Annotated in this window: 19 protein-coding genes; 4 read left to right on the forward strand and 15 right to left on the reverse strand. The window is 42.0% G+C overall.

Annotated elements, in window-relative coordinates:
- Window positions 1-319: 319 nt before the first annotated feature.
- Entirely contained in the window at window positions 320-1,147 is an 828-nt protein-coding gene (locus LIT25_25110; GenBank protein ID USK33739.1) for an undecaprenyl-diphosphate phosphatase, read from the forward strand.
- A gap of 79 nt (window positions 1,148-1,226) precedes the next feature.
- Here the strand turns inward: LIT25_25110 and LIT25_25115 are convergent, their stop codons facing one another.
- From LIT25_25115 to spoIIR, 8 genes are all read right to left on the reverse strand, one after another.
- The gene (locus LIT25_25115; protein ID USK33740.1) at window positions 1,227-2,462 is read right to left on the reverse strand and encodes a serine hydroxymethyltransferase; all 1,236 of its coding nucleotides are present in this window, start codon (window positions 2,460-2,462) and stop codon (window positions 1,227-1,229) included.
- 194 nt (window positions 2,463-2,656) lie between these two features.
- Window positions 2,657-3,229: a TIGR01440 family protein gene (locus LIT25_25120; protein USK33741.1), complete on the reverse strand. Its 573-nt coding sequence runs from the start codon at window positions 3,227-3,229 to the stop codon at window positions 2,657-2,659.
- 6 nt (window positions 3,230-3,235) lie between these two features.
- Window positions 3,236-3,685, reverse strand: coding sequence for a ribose 5-phosphate isomerase B (rpiB, locus tag LIT25_25125; protein ID USK33742.1), 450 nt, complete (start codon window positions 3,683-3,685; stop codon window positions 3,236-3,238).
- A gap of 21 nt (window positions 3,686-3,706) precedes the next feature.
- Window positions 3,707-4,159, reverse strand: a complete 453-nt coding sequence (locus tag LIT25_25130) for a low molecular weight protein arginine phosphatase (GenBank protein USK33743.1) — start codon at window positions 4,157-4,159, stop codon at window positions 3,707-3,709.
- Between the two features lie 105 nt (window positions 4,160-4,264).
- Window positions 4,265-4,819: a manganese efflux pump MntP family protein gene (locus tag LIT25_25135; protein USK36406.1), complete on the reverse strand. Its 555-nt coding sequence runs from the start codon at window positions 4,817-4,819 to the stop codon at window positions 4,265-4,267.
- An 81-nt stretch (window positions 4,820-4,900) separates the two neighbouring features.
- Complete coding sequence (locus LIT25_25140) at window positions 4,901-5,941, reverse strand: threonylcarbamoyl-AMP synthase (protein ID USK33744.1); 1,041 nt, start codon at window positions 5,939-5,941, stop codon at window positions 4,901-4,903.
- A gap of 163 nt (window positions 5,942-6,104) precedes the next feature.
- Complete coding sequence (locus LIT25_25145; protein ID USK33745.1) at window positions 6,105-6,548, reverse strand: hypothetical protein; 444 nt, start codon at window positions 6,546-6,548, stop codon at window positions 6,105-6,107.
- 260 nt (window positions 6,549-6,808) lie between these two features.
- Window positions 6,809-7,483 carry a stage II sporulation protein R gene (gene spoIIR, locus LIT25_25150; GenBank protein ID USK33746.1) on the reverse strand — a complete coding sequence of 225 codons (675 nt, stop codon included), beginning with the start codon at window positions 7,481-7,483 and terminating at the stop codon, window positions 6,809-6,811.
- Between the two features lie 1,740 nt (window positions 7,484-9,223).
- On the opposite strand from spoIIR, the gene LIT25_25155 reads away from it, so the two are divergent.
- Window positions 9,224-10,216 (forward strand): NERD domain-containing protein, encoded by a 993-nt coding sequence (locus LIT25_25155; GenBank protein ID USK33747.1) that lies wholly within the window; start codon window positions 9,224-9,226, stop codon window positions 10,214-10,216.
- Here LIT25_25155 and prmC read toward each other — a convergent pair.
- Window positions 10,210-11,076, reverse strand: a complete 867-nt coding sequence (prmC, locus tag LIT25_25160) for a peptide chain release factor N(5)-glutamine methyltransferase (GenBank protein USK36407.1) — start codon at window positions 11,074-11,076, stop codon at window positions 10,210-10,212. The genes LIT25_25155 and prmC overlap by 7 nt on opposite strands.
- Before the next feature lie 5 nt (window positions 11,077-11,081).
- Window positions 11,082-12,152 (reverse strand): peptide chain release factor 1, encoded by a 1,071-nt coding sequence (gene prfA / locus LIT25_25165; GenBank protein ID USK33748.1) that lies wholly within the window; start codon window positions 12,150-12,152, stop codon window positions 11,082-11,084.
- Between the two features lie 242 nt (window positions 12,153-12,394).
- Here prfA and LIT25_25170 point away from each other — a divergent pair, with 242 nt between their 5' ends.
- Window positions 12,395-12,808, forward strand: a complete 414-nt coding sequence (locus LIT25_25170) for a VOC family protein (protein ID USK33749.1) — start codon at window positions 12,395-12,397, stop codon at window positions 12,806-12,808.
- A 128-nt stretch (window positions 12,809-12,936) separates the two neighbouring features.
- Window positions 12,937-13,455 (forward strand): MerR family transcriptional regulator, encoded by a 519-nt coding sequence (locus LIT25_25175; GenBank protein ID USK33750.1) that lies wholly within the window; start codon window positions 12,937-12,939, stop codon window positions 13,453-13,455.
- A gap of 36 nt (window positions 13,456-13,491) precedes the next feature.
- On the opposite strand, the gene LIT25_25180 is transcribed toward LIT25_25175, so the two are convergent.
- The 5 genes from LIT25_25180 to glpX form a co-directional block, all read right to left on the reverse strand.
- A complete protein-coding gene (locus LIT25_25180; GenBank protein USK33751.1) occupies window positions 13,492-13,902 on the reverse strand; it encodes a hypothetical protein in 411 nt (136 codons plus the stop codon).
- Window positions 13,903-13,983: 81 nt separating this feature from the next.
- Window positions 13,984-14,607 (reverse strand): thymidine kinase, encoded by a 624-nt coding sequence (locus LIT25_25185; protein ID USK33752.1) that lies wholly within the window; start codon window positions 14,605-14,607, stop codon window positions 13,984-13,986.
- Between the two features lie 228 nt (window positions 14,608-14,835).
- Window positions 14,836-15,036 (reverse strand): 50S ribosomal protein L31, encoded by a 201-nt coding sequence (gene rpmE, locus LIT25_25190; GenBank protein ID USK33753.1) that lies wholly within the window; start codon window positions 15,034-15,036, stop codon window positions 14,836-14,838.
- 134 nt (window positions 15,037-15,170) lie between these two features.
- Window positions 15,171-16,454, reverse strand: a complete 1,284-nt coding sequence (gene rho / locus LIT25_25195) for a transcription termination factor Rho (GenBank protein USK33754.1) — start codon at window positions 16,452-16,454, stop codon at window positions 15,171-15,173.
- Between the two features lie 308 nt (window positions 16,455-16,762).
- A complete protein-coding gene (gene glpX, locus LIT25_25200; protein ID USK33755.1) occupies window positions 16,763-17,725 on the reverse strand; it encodes a class II fructose-bisphosphatase in 963 nt (320 codons plus the stop codon).
- Between the last annotated feature and the right edge of the window lie 22 nt (window positions 17,726-17,747).

A 17,747-nucleotide genomic window follows, 5' to 3' on the forward strand; every position in this document is an offset into this window, starting at 1 on the left:
GCTGCTTCCTCCTTTCCACAATAAAACCCCGTTATTCATAAAGAATAACGGGGTTGTTGTCCATATCAGGACAATGCATAGCCCTCAGGTTATGTTGCAGGTATCTAAGAATGATATTAAATAGATTTAATCGTTTACACAATATTCTAAATACTCATTTTCCACTTTCAGATTTTAAGTATTTTGGCCCATCCTCAGTGAATTTCACTTTACACAAATTTACCATTTTCATGAAATTCATAGACTTCTAACTATGAAACGTTTAAAATCATCAAAGAGCGTTTTTTAAATTGAACTAGTTAAAGAGGTGGATTTAAACTTGAATTTATGGGAGATTTTTGTTGCTGTTGTTTTAGGCATTGTGGAAGGTTTAACGGAATTTGCTCCAGTATCCTCTACTGGACATATGATTATATTTGATGATTTGCTGTTTCAATCTAAAGAGCTTTATGGTGAACATGTTGCAAATACGTTTAAAATTGTGATTCAGCTGGGATCCATTCTTGCGGTCGTCATTATTTTCAGAGAGCGTTTTATCAGCTTGCTCGGTCTGAAAAAAGAAACAGCTGAGGTAAAACGAACAAAGTTAAAATTAACAAAAGTCATCGTAGGTTTGCTGCCTGCTGCTGTTCTTGGTCTTCTATTTGAAGATTATATCGATGAACATTTATTTTCTATCCATACAGTTTTAATTGGCCTAGTCATTGGCGCGTTCTTGATGCTGGCTGCTGATTTCGTTCAGCGCAAAAGAACCATTACAACAGAAACCGTGGATAAAATCACATACAAACAGGCTTTGCTTGTAGGGCTGATCCAATGTTTATCGTTATGGCCGGGATTTTCTCGTTCTGGATCGACGATTTCCGGAGGCGTTATGCTTGGCATGAATCATAGAACTGCTTCTGACTTCACCTTCATCATGGCCGTTCCAATTATGGCAGGCGCAAGCGGACTTTCTCTTCTAAAGAACTGGGAGCACTTCACGCTGGACGCACTTCCATTCTTTATTGCAGGATTTATCAGCGCATTCGTAGTCGCTTTAATTTCGATTCGCTTCTTCCTTGACCTTATCAACAAAATTAAATTAGTGCCGTTTGCCATTTACCGCATTATTTTAGCAGCAGTAATTTATTTTGTATTTCTATAAGAGAAAAGAGCAAATCCGGCTCATCTGGATTTGCTCTTTTTTCGGTCAAAAAAAGGGCTGAACGAGTCAGCCCAATCTATTACACATACAAAGAAAACTTAGAAGTTAAAGCTTCTACTCTGCTCTTTGCTTCTTCTAATTTCGCTTCATCTTCAGGGTTGCTGAGTGCAAGACCCATGATCGCAGCGATTTCATCCATATCTTCAAGACCGAAGCCTCTGCTTGTTACAGCAGCAGTACCGATACGGACTCCGCTTGTCACGAATGGACTTTCTGGATCAAATGGAATTGTGTTTTTGTTCACTGTAATTCCGATATCATCCAACACTTTTTCTGCAACTTTGCCAGTCAGATTCAATGAACGCACATCAATTAAAATCAAGTGATTGTCTGTTCCGTCTGATACTAGCGTTAATCCTTGGTTCTTCAAGCTTTCAGCAAGACGATTTGCATTAGCAATGATGTTAGATGCATATGTCTTGAAGTCGTCTTGAAGGACTTCTCCAAATGAAACAGCTTTTGCAGCAATTACATGCATAAGCGGTCCGCCTTGGATTCCAGGAAAAATTGATTTATCAATCTTTTTCGCGAATTCTTCTTTGCAGAGAATCATACCGCCGCGAGGTCCGCGCAATGTTTTATGCGTTGTTGTTGTAACAAAATCAGCATAAGGAACAGGATTTTGATGCAGGCCTGCCGCTACAAGTCCTGCAATATGAGCCATGTCTACCATGAAATAAGCTCCGACTTCATCCGCAATTTCACGGAATTTCTTGAAATCAATTGCACGAGGATATGCACTTGCGCCTGCAACAATCAGCTTCGGCTTATGCAAGCGGGCTTTTTCTAATACATCTTCATAGTTAATGCGATGTGTTTCTTGGTCCACACCATATTCAACGAAATTGTACTGCACGCCGCTGAAGTTAACAGGGCTTCCGTGTGTTAAGTGACCGCCATGAGATAAGTTCATGCCAAGAACTGTATCTCCCTGTTCAAGGATTGTGAAGTACACAGCCATATTTGCCTGTGCACCTGAATGAGGCTGCACGTTAACATGCTCTGCACCGAAAATTTCTTTTGCACGGTCTCTTGCAATATTTTCTACAACATCCACATGCTCACAGCCTCCGTAATAACGGCGGCCAGGGTAACCTTCTGCATATTTGTTCGTAAGGACTGAGCCTTGAGCTTCCATTACGGCTTCTGTAACAAAGTTTTCAGAAGCAATCAATTCGATTTTCGTGCGCTGACGCTGTAATTCATCCTGAATTGCTTCAAATACGCTTGTATCCTGCTTGCTTAAATGTTTCATGTTTAGAATCCCCCTATCCATTTCATCTGATTTTGCAGACAATTTTCACATTCAATTCAACTTTATTGTACACGTTCATGATCAAGATTGTAATAGATTTATGTATATTTTTTATCAAGAACGGTGATTTTTGAGGAAATAGCACTAAAATAACGAATAATAACCACATAATTTTTTTATATTGTTCGTATTTATTATGTACACTTCCTGTTTTCTTCCTTGGCTGCATACACGGCTCTTTCTCCGCCGATCAGCTTCGGACGTGTCTTTGCCATTGTAACACGGGCATGTCCAACCTGATTTACAGAGCTCCTGACAGGAACCGCTACATGCAAAAGATGCATACCGATAAAAGTATCACCGATATCAATGCCGCCGTCAGCTTTTATGAATTCAACCACAACAGGCTCTTTGAAAGCTGAATAAGCATATGTCGCCATCGCTCCGCCAGCCGCTCGTACAGGTGTAACCGTTACTGCTTCAAGGTTATAGGAAGCAGCTGTCTCATGCTCAACAACTAATGCTCTGTTCAAATGCTCGCAGCATTGAAAAGCAAGATGCATGCCTGTTCTTTCTTTAAACGCCTTTAATTCCTCAAAAATCATTTCCGCGGCTTCAATCGTACCAGCCGTACCAATCTTTTCTCCAATCACTTCACTCGTGCTGCAGCCAACCACAAAGATGTTTCCCGCGCGAAAGGAAGATTGCTCTTCTAAATCAGCAAGCATCGTGCGCAGCTGATTCTTCCACTCCCCAATCGTTGTCATTTCGCTTCACCCTTGCCGTTTATTTTCAAATGCAGTGATTTTACTGACGCGATTTTCGTGTCTTCCGCCTTCAAATTCTGTTGTCAGCCAGATTCTTGCAATTTCACGGGCCAGACCAGGACCGATAACACGCTCGCCCATAGCAAGCATATTGCTGTTATTGTGCTCTCTTGTTGCTTTTGCACTGAATGTATCATGGACAAGCGCGCAGCGGATCCCTTTTACTTTATTGGCAGAAATGCTCATGCCGATGCCCGTGCCGCAAATCAGAATTCCGCGGTCAAATTCCCCGCTTGCCACTTTTTCTGCTACCGGCAGCGCATAGTCCGGATAATCTACCGACGTTTCGCATTCACAGCCAAAATCTTCATACTGTATTTTCATTTCATCCATTAGCTGCTTGATTTCCTCGCGGAGATTCAGCCCGCCATGGTCAGAAGCAATTGCAATTTTCATTTTTTTAACCCTCCAGAACGCTTAATTTTCTAATTTTTTAATCAGAAGCATAATCATTTTTTCTAAATCTTCACGGGTCATTCTGTAAATCTCAAGTGAACCGCCGAACGGATCCATGACATCGCGCCGATTCTGTTCATCCTCCATCACAAATTCAGAGAGGGTAAAGGCTTTTTCGATCGCCTGCGGATATCGTTCAAATATCAGCTCTTTATGACTTTCAGTCATTGTTAAAATGTACGTTGCCCAGCGGATGTGCTCTTCATTCAAAAGAGACGAGCGGTGATTGCATACGATTCCTTTTTCATCAAGGGCCTGTTTCGCATGAAAGGAAGCATCACTGCCGCCGCTTGCATACACACCTGCAGATTTGACCGAAAGGAGATGATCGTTTTCTTTCATATGATTCAATAATGCTTCCGCCATGGGGCTTCTGCATGTATTTCCTGTACAAACAAAAAGGATATTAATCATTCATCTGCCTCCTTTCTTTTATTATAATCCAATTAGGGTTAGGAAAGTAGTCATTGGGACTTTTCAGAAAAACAAAAAACAGGCCATTATTGGACCTGTTATCATCTATATTGGAAAAATCAGCTTCAAGCCAAAACCTAATAGAATGCTTCCGCCGAGAGCTTCACCGTATGTACCCAGCCAGTTTTGAACTCTTCTTCCAATCAGAAGGCCAATCCATGTGAGCACCATGCTGACAATGCCGAACATTGCGATTGTCAGGAACGTTCTTGCACCGTAAATTCCAAGACTTAAACCGACTGAAAAGCTGTCCAGGCTTACGCTGAGCGCAAAAAAAAGGAGACCAAAGCCTACCGGTGTAATCATAGGTTCATTATCTTTTTTTAATGAAGCGAAAATCATCTGCACTCCGAGAAGGATCAGCAGTGCACCGCCTGCAATCGAGGCAATATTCCCAAACGTACTGGAGAGCACTTTTCCGATCCACATCCCGGCAAGCGGCATCCATAAATGAAACAGACCGATCGTCAGCCCAATATAAAAAATCTGCCTTAACCGGAGTTTGATCAGCCCCATCCCAAGTCCGACTGAAAAAGCATCCATTCCAAGCGCAAATGCCATCATAAATAAGGTAATGAGTTCCCCAATTAATGCCTCTATATTCATTCTAAAGCCTCCTCGGACACGCTTCATTCAAACTTATGCACGTCCGAGTTTTCTTAGAACATCTTCTAAGTCTTCTTATTCCTTCACAATCTGCTGTCCTGCAGCCTTCAGTAAACGGTTCATCACCGCTTGCCCGACACCTTCATTTGAAAAACTTTCACTGTAAATACAATCTACTTCCGCATCGTCGAATTCACGCAGCACATCGTAGAGTCCGGCTGCAACTGTCTGAATGTCCTCTCTGCTTCCGCAAACTAAAACAGTGTCGGCCTGATAGCTTTCTGCTTTTTCTTTTGTTGCAAGCACACCTACTTTTTTCCCTTCTCGTTTTGCAGCATCAATTGTTTTTTGAAAAAAAGATAATGAGCCTTCAACAATCATTAATGGTGCTTTCGGTGCATAGTGGGTATATTTCATTCCAGGAGACTTTGGAGTAAGCCCTTCCTCTATTAACGCCTGATCCATTAGAACCTTTCCAATTAGGCTTTCAAGCTGTTCCTGCGTCACTCCGCCCGGTCTTAAAATGACCGGAATCTGCTGAGTGCAGTCTAAGACAGTAGATTCCACACCTACACCAGTTGCGCCTCCGTCCATAATGCCGGCGATTCTGCCATTTAAATCATCGTATACATGAGCAGCGCGTGTAGGACTTGGCTTTCCAGAAAGATTCGCACTAGGTGCAGCAATCGGCAGGTCTGTTTCTTTGATAATGGCAAGTGCCAGCGGATGATCTGGCATTCTTACTGCTACCGTATCAAGTCCTGCTGTTACACGATCAGACAGCCCGGGTTTCTTCGGCAAGACAAATGTAATCGGTCCCGGCCACAAAACATCGATTAACTTTTCCACATAAACAGGCACTTCAGCTGCAATTTCATGCAGCTGTTCTTTTGTCGCAATGTGGACAATCAGTGGATTATCGCTCGGCCTTCCTTTTGCTTCATAAATCTTACCCACAGCGAGATCCGATTTAGCGTTGGCGCCAAGGCCATATACGGTCTCTGTTGGGAAAGCCACAACCTCATTCTCTCTTAATTTGGCTGCCGCCTGTGCAATTTGTTGATAACTTAAGGATAAATCCTTTAAATTATCCACAATCCAAACTTTTGTTTCCATTCTTATAACTCTCCTGTCTAACATGTGAATAACTTTGTATTTCCCGACCTTTTCTTCCATTCCTCATGAAAGTATAAAAGATGACCCCAAATAAAACAAGCTTTATCCACATTTTGTGGATAAAGCTTGAGAATCAGTGGATAACTGTGTGGATATATCCACATCATGAGGTTTTTACCATCACAACGGCATGTTCTTTTTCCAATGATTCTTTAAAATGAGCCGAATTTAATAAGTGCTCAGGAATCTCGTTTTGTTCCACTGACTGAAAACCAATCAGCGTAAGAAATTCGATTGAATTTTTCTTATTGGTGACAAGGTAGCTTCCGCAGAGGCCCTTTTCTTTTCCTAATGCATGGATACTTTCAAATAAGGAAAGAAGATGAGCCTGATTTATATTTTCAGAAACGACAAGGGAACGCAGCAAACCGTCTCCATTCACAGGTTCAATTCCCAAGCTTGCAACGATTGTATTTTCATCACTTTCCATTACGACAAAGTATTCGGCAATGTCCTCTATTCCTTCAGAGATCAAACCCGCTTTTTCGATAAATGATTTTATGGCTTGTACATCTTTTTTCTCTGCAATCCGCAATTGATAGTACATCATTTCACCCCGTTTTTCTTTTCTACTTCAAATCTATGACGGGGAATGACTTTTATGCACTCAATAATAAGAAAAGCGGAATCGCCCGTTTAGCTCCGAAAGACAGATAAGAATCCGGCAGAAAAGTCCGGGTTTGACTTTTTTGCCGGATTTGTTCTGGCAGAGGAGTTGGGCGCTAGAGCTAGACATCAAAGCGCAAATTTTTATAATTTCTTAATACTAGAAAAAAAGAAAGACTTAAGGATTTCCCCTTAAGTCCATCATGAGAATAAGTTCGAAAACCATTCAACCAAAAAGAATTTGACTTCTACTTCTTCTTTTTCTTCTTCTTCTTCATCTACAATTAGAGCACTAAGCTCTTCGGACGTTTTTTCAGCCTCTGCACTTTTGTCCTCTTCTTCGATCTCTGCTGCCTTGACAGCCTGTCCGTTAGAAAAATCAAGAAAGCAAAGCGGCGGAAACAGCACGCACCACCAGTTGGCGCCTTTCCCTTCGCCGAGCGTGATCAGGATGGCCTCATAGTCACCTGCCGGGTAAATATAGCTGCCATACATCTTTGTCGGGAAACTGACATTATCAAAATCAACGCTGAATTCCTGCTCCATGTTCTCTTTCACTAAAACAGACTGAACAATTTTCTCAATCTCAGGAAGTCTTGACTGAATTAGTTCGCGTGCCGCCTCTATAGAAGTGAGCTTCGCAACCCACACCGTGATCTCTTTATTCACTTCGTCGCGAATTTTTCGTTTTAAAGCCTGATCCTCATCAGAATCGCTGTTGGCCAAAATGCGGAGGCGAATCGCCTCATCCGGAATCACAACCGGTTCCGATCCCTGCTGCTCGGCACCAGCCGAAAGCGGTTCTTTATATACGTTCATTATTGCACCAATTAATAATAATAAAATATAGATAAATGCGATATGCTGTTTCTTCATTTCCCTCACCATCCCCTTCTAGGAAACAGTATGGACAGGGATTTAGATTCTTAAACTAGTTTTTTGTTTTCTAGTAATCTATTTTTTTGCTGAAAACCTGATTGCGAGTTGGAAGGCCATTTGTGTGAATTGAAACATAATTTCTGCGAATTGGAGATGGTTTTTTGCTAATTGGATGGCGGTTTCTGCGAGTTGGGTGCTCCGGATCCAAGTCTGATACCCTATATAGCTGAATTTCTTTTATTCTGGGCTGCATCTACGATAGAATGGCCAACGGCAGCTAGTAACTGGCATTTTTATCGTCCGAAATCAAGGTTTGTGAGTTGGATGTCTGTTTTTGCGAGTTGAAGCGTAATTTCTGCGAATTGGAGTTGGGTTTTTGCTAATTGGATGGCGGTTTCTGTGAGTTGGGTGCTTCGGATCCAAGTCTGATACCCTATATAGCTGAATTTCTTTTATTCTGGGCTGCATCTACGATAGAATGGCCAACGGCAGCTAGTAACTGGCATTTTTATCGTCCTTTGTGAGTTGGATGTCTGTTTTTACGAGTTGAAGCGTAATTTCTGCGAATTGGAGATGGGTTTTTGCTAATTGGATGGCGGTTTCTGTGAGTTGGGTGCTTCGGATACAAGTCTGATACCCTATATAGCTGAATTTCTTTTATTCTGGGCTGCATCTACGATAGAATGGCCAACGGCAGCTAGTAACTGGTATTTTTTTCGTGCGAAATCAAGGTTTGTGAGTTGGATGTCTGTTTTTGCGAGTTGAATTGTAATTTCTGCGAATTGGAGATGGTTTTTTGCTAATTGGATGGCGGTTTCTGCGAATTGGGTGCTTCGGATCCAAGTCTGATACCCAATGCAGCTAGATTTCCTTAATATCTTTAGCTGCATCTACGATAGAATGGCCAACGGCAGCTAGTAACTGGCATTTTGTTTTCGTGCGAAATCAAGGTTTGTGAGTTGGATGTCTGTTTTTGCAAGTTGAATCGTAATTTCTGCGAATTGGAGATGGGTTTTTGCTAATTGAATGGCAGTTTCTGCGAGTTGGGTGCTTCGGGTCCAAGTCTGAAACTCAATTCAGCTGAATTTCCTTAATATCTTTAGCTGCACCTACGATAGAATGGCCAACGGCAGCTAGTAACTGGCATTTTTATCGTCCGAAATCAAGGTTTGTGAGTTGGATGTCTGTTTTTGCGAGTTGAATCGTAATTTCTGCGAATTGGAGTTGGGTTTTTGCTAATTGAATGGCGGTTTCTGCGAGTTGGGTGCTTCGGATCCAAGTCTGATACCCAATTCAGCTGAATTTCCTTAATATCTTTAGCTGCATCTACGATAGAATGGCCAACGGCAGCTAGTAACTGGCATTTTTATCGTCCGAAATCAAGGTTTGTGAGTTGGATGTCTGTTTTTGCGAGTTGAATCGTAATTTCTGCGAATTGGAGTTGGGTTTTTGCTAATTGAATGGCGGTTTCTGCGAGTTGGGCACTTCTCATCCAATTCTGATCCCCGATGCAGGTGATTTCATAAATATTTTAGCTGCATCTATGATTAATTAGCGATCGTTATTTAGAAAAAGCTAATTTTCAAGTGAAAATGGATGGTGAATGTCCGATATATTGAATAATTCACCTATAAAAAGTTAAATTTTCATCTATAAAAATCCTAATTTGCAGAAGAAGAAGGATTCCAAGCCCTGCCGCAGAAATAAAAAGCAGACTAAAATAAAAGGAGCATTCCATTGATTAAAAAGGAACGTGAAATACCAATTAAATTAAGAAAACTAGAGGCACTTCTTAGAAGATTACCTTCAAACCATCTAAAGAGAAGTAAAATTGAGGAGGAATATGCCAAAATTCGAGCTGGATATCGAGGAGAAAAATCTATTGACTATTATCTAAATGCAATGGATGAAAAGAGATTTTTTATATTTCATGATATTAGACTCCAACATTGTAATAATGAGTATTTTCAAATCGATATTTTATTACTGACAAGCAACTATCTTGTCATTCTTGAAATAAAAAATATGAACGGAACATTGTGCTTTGATCAAAAATTTCACCAACTGATCAGGGCTTTGAACGGTAAAGAAGAAGCATTTCCAGATCCTATAACCCAAGTAAAACGGCAGAAAAAGCATTTGCATCAATGGCTAATTTCTAATCATTTCCCCTCGCTCCCTATCTATCCACTAATTGTTATCAGTAATCCTGCAACCCTTATTAAATCGATTCCAGCATATTCAGACGAAGTAACAAGAAAAGTGATACATGCTTCACAGCTTCACTCAAAAATTGAACAAATCAATCAACGAGTAAAAGATGATGTGCTAAGTACCAGAGAGGTAAATAAACTTTCCCGATTGCTATTAAAACTTCATTCTCCTCATAATCCAGATATACTGTCTCACTTTCAATTACAGGAAAAAGATCTCCTAAGAGGTATTCAATGCCCGAATTGTAATAACCTTGAGATGCTAAGAGTAAACGGTTCCTGGACCTGTTCAAGTTGCAAAATCTCGAGTAAGGATGCACATTTGGCAGCCTTAGATGATTATTGTCTTTTGATTTCAGCTACCATCACCAATCAAGAATTACGCAATTTTCTAAAAATCACGTCTGTTTCCTCTGCTGCATATCTGCTGAAACAGTTAAAGCTTGAAACCACAGGCTCCTACCGCCACCGCAAATACCATCTCCTTCCTAACACAACAAAAACGCCTCATCACTGAGACGTTCCGTTCACTACAGCAAATACCATGCGATCTTTGCCATTTATATCGTATTTTACTTCTGCTTCTGCATGTGGCAGCTTGTCCAGCAGCAGAGCTTTTACATCTTCTCCTTGTCCGGCTCCAACTTCAAATGCGATCAGGGCGCGTTCGCTGATGACGAGCGGAATTTCTGCGGCGAGTCTGCGGTAAAAATTCAGTCCGTCCACACCGCCTGCCAGTGCGCGAAGCGGTTCATGGTCCTTCACAACTGGAGACAGCTCCAAAATGTCAGCATCCGGGATGTAAGGCGGATTAGACACGACGACATCAAGCTTCTTGCCGCTATTTAAAATCGGGGATAACAGATCACCGTGTAAAAATTGGACTTCTGCTCCTAGATTTTTTGCATTCAGCTGAGCAACTTCAAGTGATTCGGGTGCAATGTCGACCGCACACAACTTGAACATCGGATTTTCCAAAGCAAGGGAAATGGCAATGGCACCGCTGCCTGTCCCGATATCTGCTGCTTCTACTGAAGAATATCCGTTAAACAAGTATTTTGCTTTTAACAAGATTCCTTCTACCAGCTCCTCGGTTTCCGGGCGCGGTATGAGGACTTCTTTGTTGACCAAAAACGAACGGCCGTAAAATTCTTCTGATCCGATCATGTGCTGAACAGGTATTCCTTCAGCATGACGGTTTACATCTGTTTTAAAGCTTTCCCAGACTCCGTCAGAAAGATCGGTTCTAAGGTTAGCCAGCATCTCTGCACGGCTCATATTTAGATGATGGCGCAAAAGGAGCTCTCCCGCATTGTGGTCCCGTTCTGCTTCTGCCAAAAAAGAAGAAGCCCACTTCAGGGCTTCGTATATCTTAATCATGCTTACTGGTCTGCCTGATCAAGTCTGCTCGATTGATCTTCAACGATAAGAGCATCGACAAAATCATCAAGTTTCCCTTGCAAAATCTGGTCAAGCTTTTGGATCGTCAGGCCAATGCGGTGGTCTGTAACACGGTTTTGCGGGAAGTTATACGTGCGGATCCTTTCTGATCGGTCACCTGTACCGACAGCAAGCTTGCGGGTTTGGTCGTATTCAGCCTGTGCTTCTCGCTGAAATTTATCATAAACGCGTGCGCGCAATACTTTCATTGCTTTTTCTTTGTTTTTGATCTGGGATTTTTCATCCTGACATGAAACGACCGTTCCTGTTGGAAGATGCGTTAAGCGAACAGCTGACATGGTCGTGTTTACACTTTGTCCGCCCGGTCCGCTTGATGTGAATGTATCTACACGAATGTCTTTTTCATGGATCTCAATCTCTACTTCTTCTGCTTCCGGCAAGCATGCAACGGTAGCTGTTGAAGTATGGATTCTTCCGCCTGATTCTGTTTCAGGAACGCGCTGTACACGGTGTGCCCCATTCTCATATTTCAGCTTCGAGAATGCGCCTCTTCCGTTGATCATGAAAATAATCTCTTTGTAGCCGCCGACTCCTGTTGAGTTTGCTTCCATCACTTCTGTTTTCCAGCCTTGTGCTTCAGCAAAACGGCTGTACATGCGGTAAAGATCGCCTGCAAATAATGCTGCCTCGTCTCCGCCTGCTGCACCGCGAATCTCCATGATTACGTTTTTGTCATCGTTCGGGTCTTTTGGAACAAGAAGGATTTTCAAACGTTCAGAGAGCCCTTTTTCCTGTGCCTGAAGCTCAGAAAGCTCTTCTTTCACCATTTCGCGCATATCTGCGTCAAGCTTGTCATCAAGCATCATTTTTGCGTCATCGATCTGCTCTTTCACAGATTTATATTCACGATATACTTCAACAGTTTCCTGCAGGTCAGATTGTTCTTTTGAATATTCACGAAGCTTCTTAGAATCGTTGATAATATCAGGATCCATCAGCAGCCCATTTAATTTTTCGTAGCGGTCTTCTACAGATTGTAAGCGATCTAACACGTTATTCACCTCAATTTTCGTCCATAACGTTATAATTATAGTATAGGTTAACCCAAGCGTCAAAAGCAAATTGACCAAGAAAAGCCCAAGCGCCTGTTTAGCGCAGGCAGACAGATAAAGATTCGCCAGAAAAAGCGCTTTTTGCCTACAGGCGAATCCGTTCTGGCCGAGGAGTCAGGCGATTCCGCCTGCCATCGAAGCGCAAAATTCATTCTTAAAACCCCAGAAAGAAAGGAAGAAAAATGAAAATAAGAAAAGTGCATCATGTTGCCGTCATTTGTACTGATTATGCCGTGTCGAAGGACTTTTATGTCAATAAACTCGGGTTTGAAGTCATCCATGAATTTTACCGGGCTGAAAGGGATTCTTATAAATTGGATCTGGCTGTTGGGGATCATACTCAAATTGAGCTGTTTTCTTTCCCGTCGCCCCCGGAGCGTCCTTCACGTCCAGAATCAGCAGGCCTTCGACATCTGGCTTTTTCTATTGAAAATATTCATGAGACAGTGAGTCATTTGAATGAACTGGGAATCGAAACAGAGCCGATCCGGGTCGATCCCTTTACAAACAGGCTCTTCACCTTTTTCAAAGATCCAGATGGATTGCCGCTCGAGTTGTACGAGGATCCCGTCGAAACAGAGAGTCACATTTCGTAAAATCTGCACTTTCTTTGACGAATCCATTCTTCTTTTGTCTGCATAGAAGGGATGCATCTTCCCCTTATCGAACATGTTGATTATTGTGTTTCGTATGTTTCGGATCGATTAAGATAGGGGGAAAACCGATGAATACAAGCCAGGTCGCGAAGTTATTGGGTGTGTCGCCGAAAACCGTACAGCGCTGGGTAAAGCAGCTTAATTTGCAGATGGATCGGAATGAGCTCGGCCATTATTTGTTTACAGATGAAGATATTAATACCTTAAGAGATATTAAAGATCAATTAAATCAGGGAATCCTTTTTCATGAAGTAAAGGTTGCGGAAAAGAAACCTCCAAGAATAGGGATTGTGAAAACAGAAGCAGCTGAATCCGGCACTGATTTCGATGAATTATTGCAAAAGATTGCTGAGCTTGATCAAAAAGTAAACAGCAAAGCAGACAGTGTTGTCTCTTATCAGCTTTTGCAGCATCGCAGGGAAATTGAGGAATTAAATGGACGAATTGCCGAACTGGAAGCTAAGATTGAAAGCTTGGAAAAACAAAAAGATAAGCATCCAATCGAGCATGCTCTTGTTTTTGATCATATCAAAACACCTAAAAAACAAAAGCGCAGAAATCTGATCAGCTCCATCTTCAGCTTCTAGCATGGAAAAAACTCGTTTACTATAGAAACGAGTTTTTTATTTTGTTTCAAGGTTCACTTTAATATCGTAGCGCGGAATGATATTCTGCATTTTTGTTTGAAGTTCTGCCTGCTTCTTTTGTTCTTCATCATCTGTGAGTTCTTTATCAGATGTTACATCCACCCATATTGTGTTTCCGTTCATCATAACATTCTCGATTTTAAGAGACTTGTCATTCCGGATCGCTTCTTGAAGCTTATCCATTTCATCTTCATTTTGCTCACGGTTTTTTGACAGATTTAAAAAGTTGGGATTTTGTTCCGTCGTTCCGCGTTCATTTGATACACCTTCCCCTGTTTGTTTCAGCTCACTGCCTTTATGCGACTCAGGGTGAATTTCGGACTGCCTGCTGGGATTTGAGCATGCTCCCAGTAAAAGCAGGATAATAACCATCCATGCAACTTTCATAATGAACACCTCCATTTTTAAGGTGCCCAAATTTCCCATAAAAAAAGCTGCCTGATAAAAAATATCGGCAGCTTTGGTGTTTTATTTTAAGTTCTGAGTTTCCTGCTCACTTCGAAAAGCTTTAGCAGGTTTTTCGGGTACTTCATGATGATGGCGGCATCTTGGCTCGTACGATTCAGATGCACCGACAAGAATGATTGGATCGTTGTACGATGCCGGTTTGCCATTAATCAGTCTTTGGGTGCGGCTTGCAGGAGATCCGCAAACAGAGCAGACAGCCTGAAGCTTTGTTACGAGCTCAGCGACAGCCATTAGTGCAGGTACCGTGCTGAATGGCTCTCCTCTGAAATCTTGATCAAGTCCTGCAGCAATCACACGGTATCCATGATTGGCAAGCGTTGTGACAACATCCACGATGTCTTCATCAAAAAATTGAACCTCATCAACAGCGATAACGTCTGTTTCGGGTGTAATATATTTAAATAGGTCACTTGAAGAGGCAACGGCATGACTGATCATCGCAGTCCCATTATGTGAAACAACCTCTTCATCACTGTAGCGATTATCGATGGCAGGCTTAAACACCTTCACTTGCTGTTTGGCAAATTGCGCCCGGCGGACTCTTCTGATCAGCTCTTCAGATTTCCCCGAGAACATGCTTCCGCAGATGACCTCAAGCCACCCGCTTTGTTTCATAATATACATGAAAACGGCCTCTCCCTTCATATTAAACCTGTTTCTATGGTTGAGCGCCCTTTATGACGTCACATTTCTATCGTAAAATAAACCGCAGCGGTTTATTAGGATCGTATGAATCCATATGTAAAAGTGCTTATTCCACTCTTATTATGGCTGTTTTTCCCAAAAATTCGCGGGAAATGGCGTAAAAAAACAGGCAAGACAGAAATCTTGCCTGTTTCCTTTAATCTATGATTATTTAAGACCGTATTTTTTGTTGAAGCGATCAACACGACCGTCAGCAGAAGCGAATTTTTGACGTCCTGTGTAGAATGGATGGCACTCAGAGCAAACCTCGATGCGCACCTCGTCTTTTACAGAACCAGTTTCAAATTCATTTCCACAAGCACATTTAACCATAACTTTTTTGTAGTTAGGATGTATAGCTGCTTTCATTCCGTTTCATCTCCTTCCGCCCTGAATCGTTTGTCGAAACAGAGTTATCAATTCCAGAAGATTGACTTCCGGAAAAGCACATAAAAAAATTATAACAAGCTTCCAATTTATTTGCAACTAGTTCGGAATAAAATTTACAATCGTTTTCCCGAGACACCTGCCGCTTTCCATTCAGCATCTAAAATGCTGAAGAATTCTTCATTGGATTTTGAATTACGCAATTTTTTAAGGAATTTTTCAGCAAAGTCAGGTGAATCTGACATTGATTTGCGGATCGCCCATAGCTTTTCAAGATGTTCTCTAGGAATAAGCAATTCTTCTTTACGCGTTCCAGAACGGCGGATATCGATTGCCGGGAAGATGCGTTTTTCAGCAAGAGAACGATCAAGGTGAAGTTCCATGTTGCCCGTTCCTTTAAACTCCTCATAGATCACATCATCCATGCGTGAACCTGTATCTACTAGAGCTGTTGCAAGAATTGTCAGGCTGCCGCCTTCTTCAATGTTTCTTGCCGCTCCGAAAAATCGCTTCGGACGGTGAAACGCAGCAGGATCGATACCGCCTGACAGGGTACGTCCGCTTGGCGGAATAACAAGGTTATAAGCACGCGCAAGACGGGTGATGCTGTCCATCAGGATGATTACATCTTTCTTATGCTCGACAAGGCGCATTGCACGTTCAAGTACAAGCTCTGCGACTTTGATATGGTTCTCAGGAACTTCATCAAATGTTGAGCTTACGACATCGCCTGCTACAGAACGTTCTATATCCGTTACTTCCTCAGGACGCTCATCGATCAGAAGAACGATCAGTTCAGCTTCAGGATGATTCGTTGTCACACTGTTAGCGATTTCTTTTAATAACATCGTTTTACCAGCTTTAGGAGGCGCAACGATTAGTCCGCGCTGTCCAAATCCAACGGGAGCAATCACGTCCATGATGCGTGTCGAAAGGTCATTTGGTTTTGTTTCAAGAATAATTTGTCTGTTCGGATACAGCGGTGTCAAAGCCGGGAAATGAACACGCTCTTTTGCAGATTCAGGGTCGTCCCCATTTACTGCCTCTACGTGAAGCAATCCGTAATAGCGTTCGTTTTCCTTCGGCGGACGCACTTTACCGGAAACCTTGTCCCCATTTCTTAAATCAAAACGGCGGATTTGCGAAGCTGAAATATAGATATCTTCAGAACTCGGGGAATAATTGATAGGTCTTAAGAACCCAAATCCCTCTGATTGAATAATTTCAAGAACGCCTTCCATGAACAATAAGTCCTCTTGCTCAGCGTTTGCTTTTAAAATGGCAAAGATCAATTCTTTTTTTGTCAGTTTACTGTAATATGAAATTTTATAATGACGCGCAAGTTCATATAACTCTTTTAATTTCATATGTTCGAGATTGGAAATTGAAACCTCGCTCATGTCAACACCACACTTTATAAATTATAAAAAACATTGTTCTTCCATCTATATTCGTGAAAAAATTAGAAAATGGATCAGATATAGAGAAGAAATAGAAGATAGGCTTGAAGTAGGAAAAGCAGTGTGAAAGATAATCTTTCATTTTCGCAGCACTCTTTAGTTTTACCTTATTTGCTGAATTTAATCAATATATTTCAGATATTGAAATGATTTTGAAATAAAGCCAGAAAAGCAGAACAGACCTTAGATGATTCTACAAAAAAGAAGCGAGCAGCCGGAGCCGCTCTGCTTTTTTCATTATTGTGGTTTTATTTCATTACTAGATTCGGTTTTTTGCTTAAGCTGTGTGTGCCGTCAATGAAACGAACGGTTCCTGATTTTGCACGCATAACAAGTGTTTGAGTTGTTCCGATAGAAGCTTTGAACTGAACCCCTTTAAGGAGTTCCCCGTCTGTTACGCCTGTTGCTGCAAAAATGGCGTCTTCGCCTTTAACCAGGTCTTCCATGCGGAGTACCCTGCTAACGTCTAGGCCCATCTTTTCGCATCTTTCGCGTTCTTCATCATTTTGCGGAAGCAGTTTGCCTTGGATTTCTCCCCCAAGACATTTTAGCGCAACTGCTGCCAGAACGCCCTCAGGCGCGCCGCCTGATCCAAACAGGATATCTACACCCGTATGATCAAATGCTGTATTAATCGCACCAGCAACGTCTCCATCATTGATCAACTTAATTCGGGCGCCCGCCTCGCGAAGCTCTTTAATGATATGCTCGTGTCTTTCACGGTTTAAGATCGTTGCAACGACATCTTCAATGTTTTTGTTCTTCGCTTTTGCAACAGCCTTTAAGTTATCGATGATTGGAGCATTAATATCAATGCAGCCAACTGCTTCAGGTCCAACCGCAATTTTATCCATGTACATATCCGGTGCATTCAGAAGATTTCCGTGATCTGCAATCGCAATGACTGCAAGTGCGTTCCAGCCTCCTGATGCAACGATATTTGTACCCTCAAGCGGATCAACAGCAACGTCTACACGCGGTCCATAGCCTGTCCCAAGCTTTTCGCCGATGTAGAGCATTGGCGCTTCGTCCATCTCGCCTTCTCCGATTACGACTGTGCCTTTCATCGGAATAGTATCAAATACGTCTCTCATTGCGGATGTTGCTGCATCATCAGCTTCATCTTTTTTGCCTCTACCCATCCAGCGTGCAGAAGCAAGTGCTGCTGCCTCCGTTACGCGAACTAGTTCCATCGATAAACTTCTTTCCATTGTTCGTTTCCTCCTCATGTAT

This window comes from Bacillus sp. F19 (assembly GCA_023823795.1).
In the GTDB taxonomy this organism is placed as follows: Bacteria; Bacillota; Bacilli; order Bacillales; family Bacillaceae; genus Bacillus_P.

Coding starts and splice junctions, on each gene's coding strand:
- LIT25_25120 (USK33741.1), bottom strand. CDS start 3,229: ATGACAACGATTGGGGAGTGGAAGAATCAGCTGCGCACGATGCTTGCT.
- LIT25_25145 (USK33745.1), bottom strand. CDS start 6,548: ATGTACTATCAATTGCGGATTGCAGAGAAAAAAGATGTACAAGCCATA.
- LIT25_25140 (USK33744.1), bottom strand. CDS start 5,941: ATGGAAACAAAAGTTTGGATTGTGGATAATTTAAAGGATTTATCCTTA.
- LIT25_25170 (USK33749.1), top strand. CDS start 12,395: ATGAAAATAAGAAAAGTGCATCATGTTGCCGTCATTTGTACTGATTAT.
- rho (USK33754.1), bottom strand. CDS start 16,454: ATGAGCGAGGTTTCAATTTCCAATCTCGAACATATGAAATTAAAAGAG.
- LIT25_25185 (USK33752.1), bottom strand. CDS start 14,607: ATGTATATTATGAAACAAAGCGGGTGGCTTGAGGTCATCTGCGGAAGC.
- glpX (USK33755.1), bottom strand. CDS start 17,725: ATGGAAAGAAGTTTATCGATGGAACTAGTTCGCGTAACGGAGGCAGCA.
- rpmE (USK33753.1), bottom strand. CDS start 15,036: ATGAAAGCAGCTATACATCCTAACTACAAAAAAGTTATGGTTAAATGT.
- LIT25_25180 (USK33751.1), bottom strand. CDS start 13,902: ATGAAAGTTGCATGGATGGTTATTATCCTGCTTTTACTGGGAGCATGC.
- spoIIR (USK33746.1), bottom strand. CDS start 7,483: ATGAAGAAACAGCATATCGCATTTATCTATATTTTATTATTATTAATT.
- LIT25_25130 (USK33743.1), bottom strand. CDS start 4,159: ATGATTAATATCCTTTTTGTTTGTACAGGAAATACATGCAGAAGCCCC.
- LIT25_25115 (USK33740.1), bottom strand. CDS start 2,462: ATGAAACATTTAAGCAAGCAGGATACAAGCGTATTTGAAGCAATTCAG.
- LIT25_25175 (USK33750.1), top strand. CDS start 12,937: ATGAATACAAGCCAGGTCGCGAAGTTATTGGGTGTGTCGCCGAAAACC.
- rpiB (USK33742.1), bottom strand. CDS start 3,685: ATGAAAATTGCAATTGCTTCTGACCATGGCGGGCTGAATCTCCGCGAG.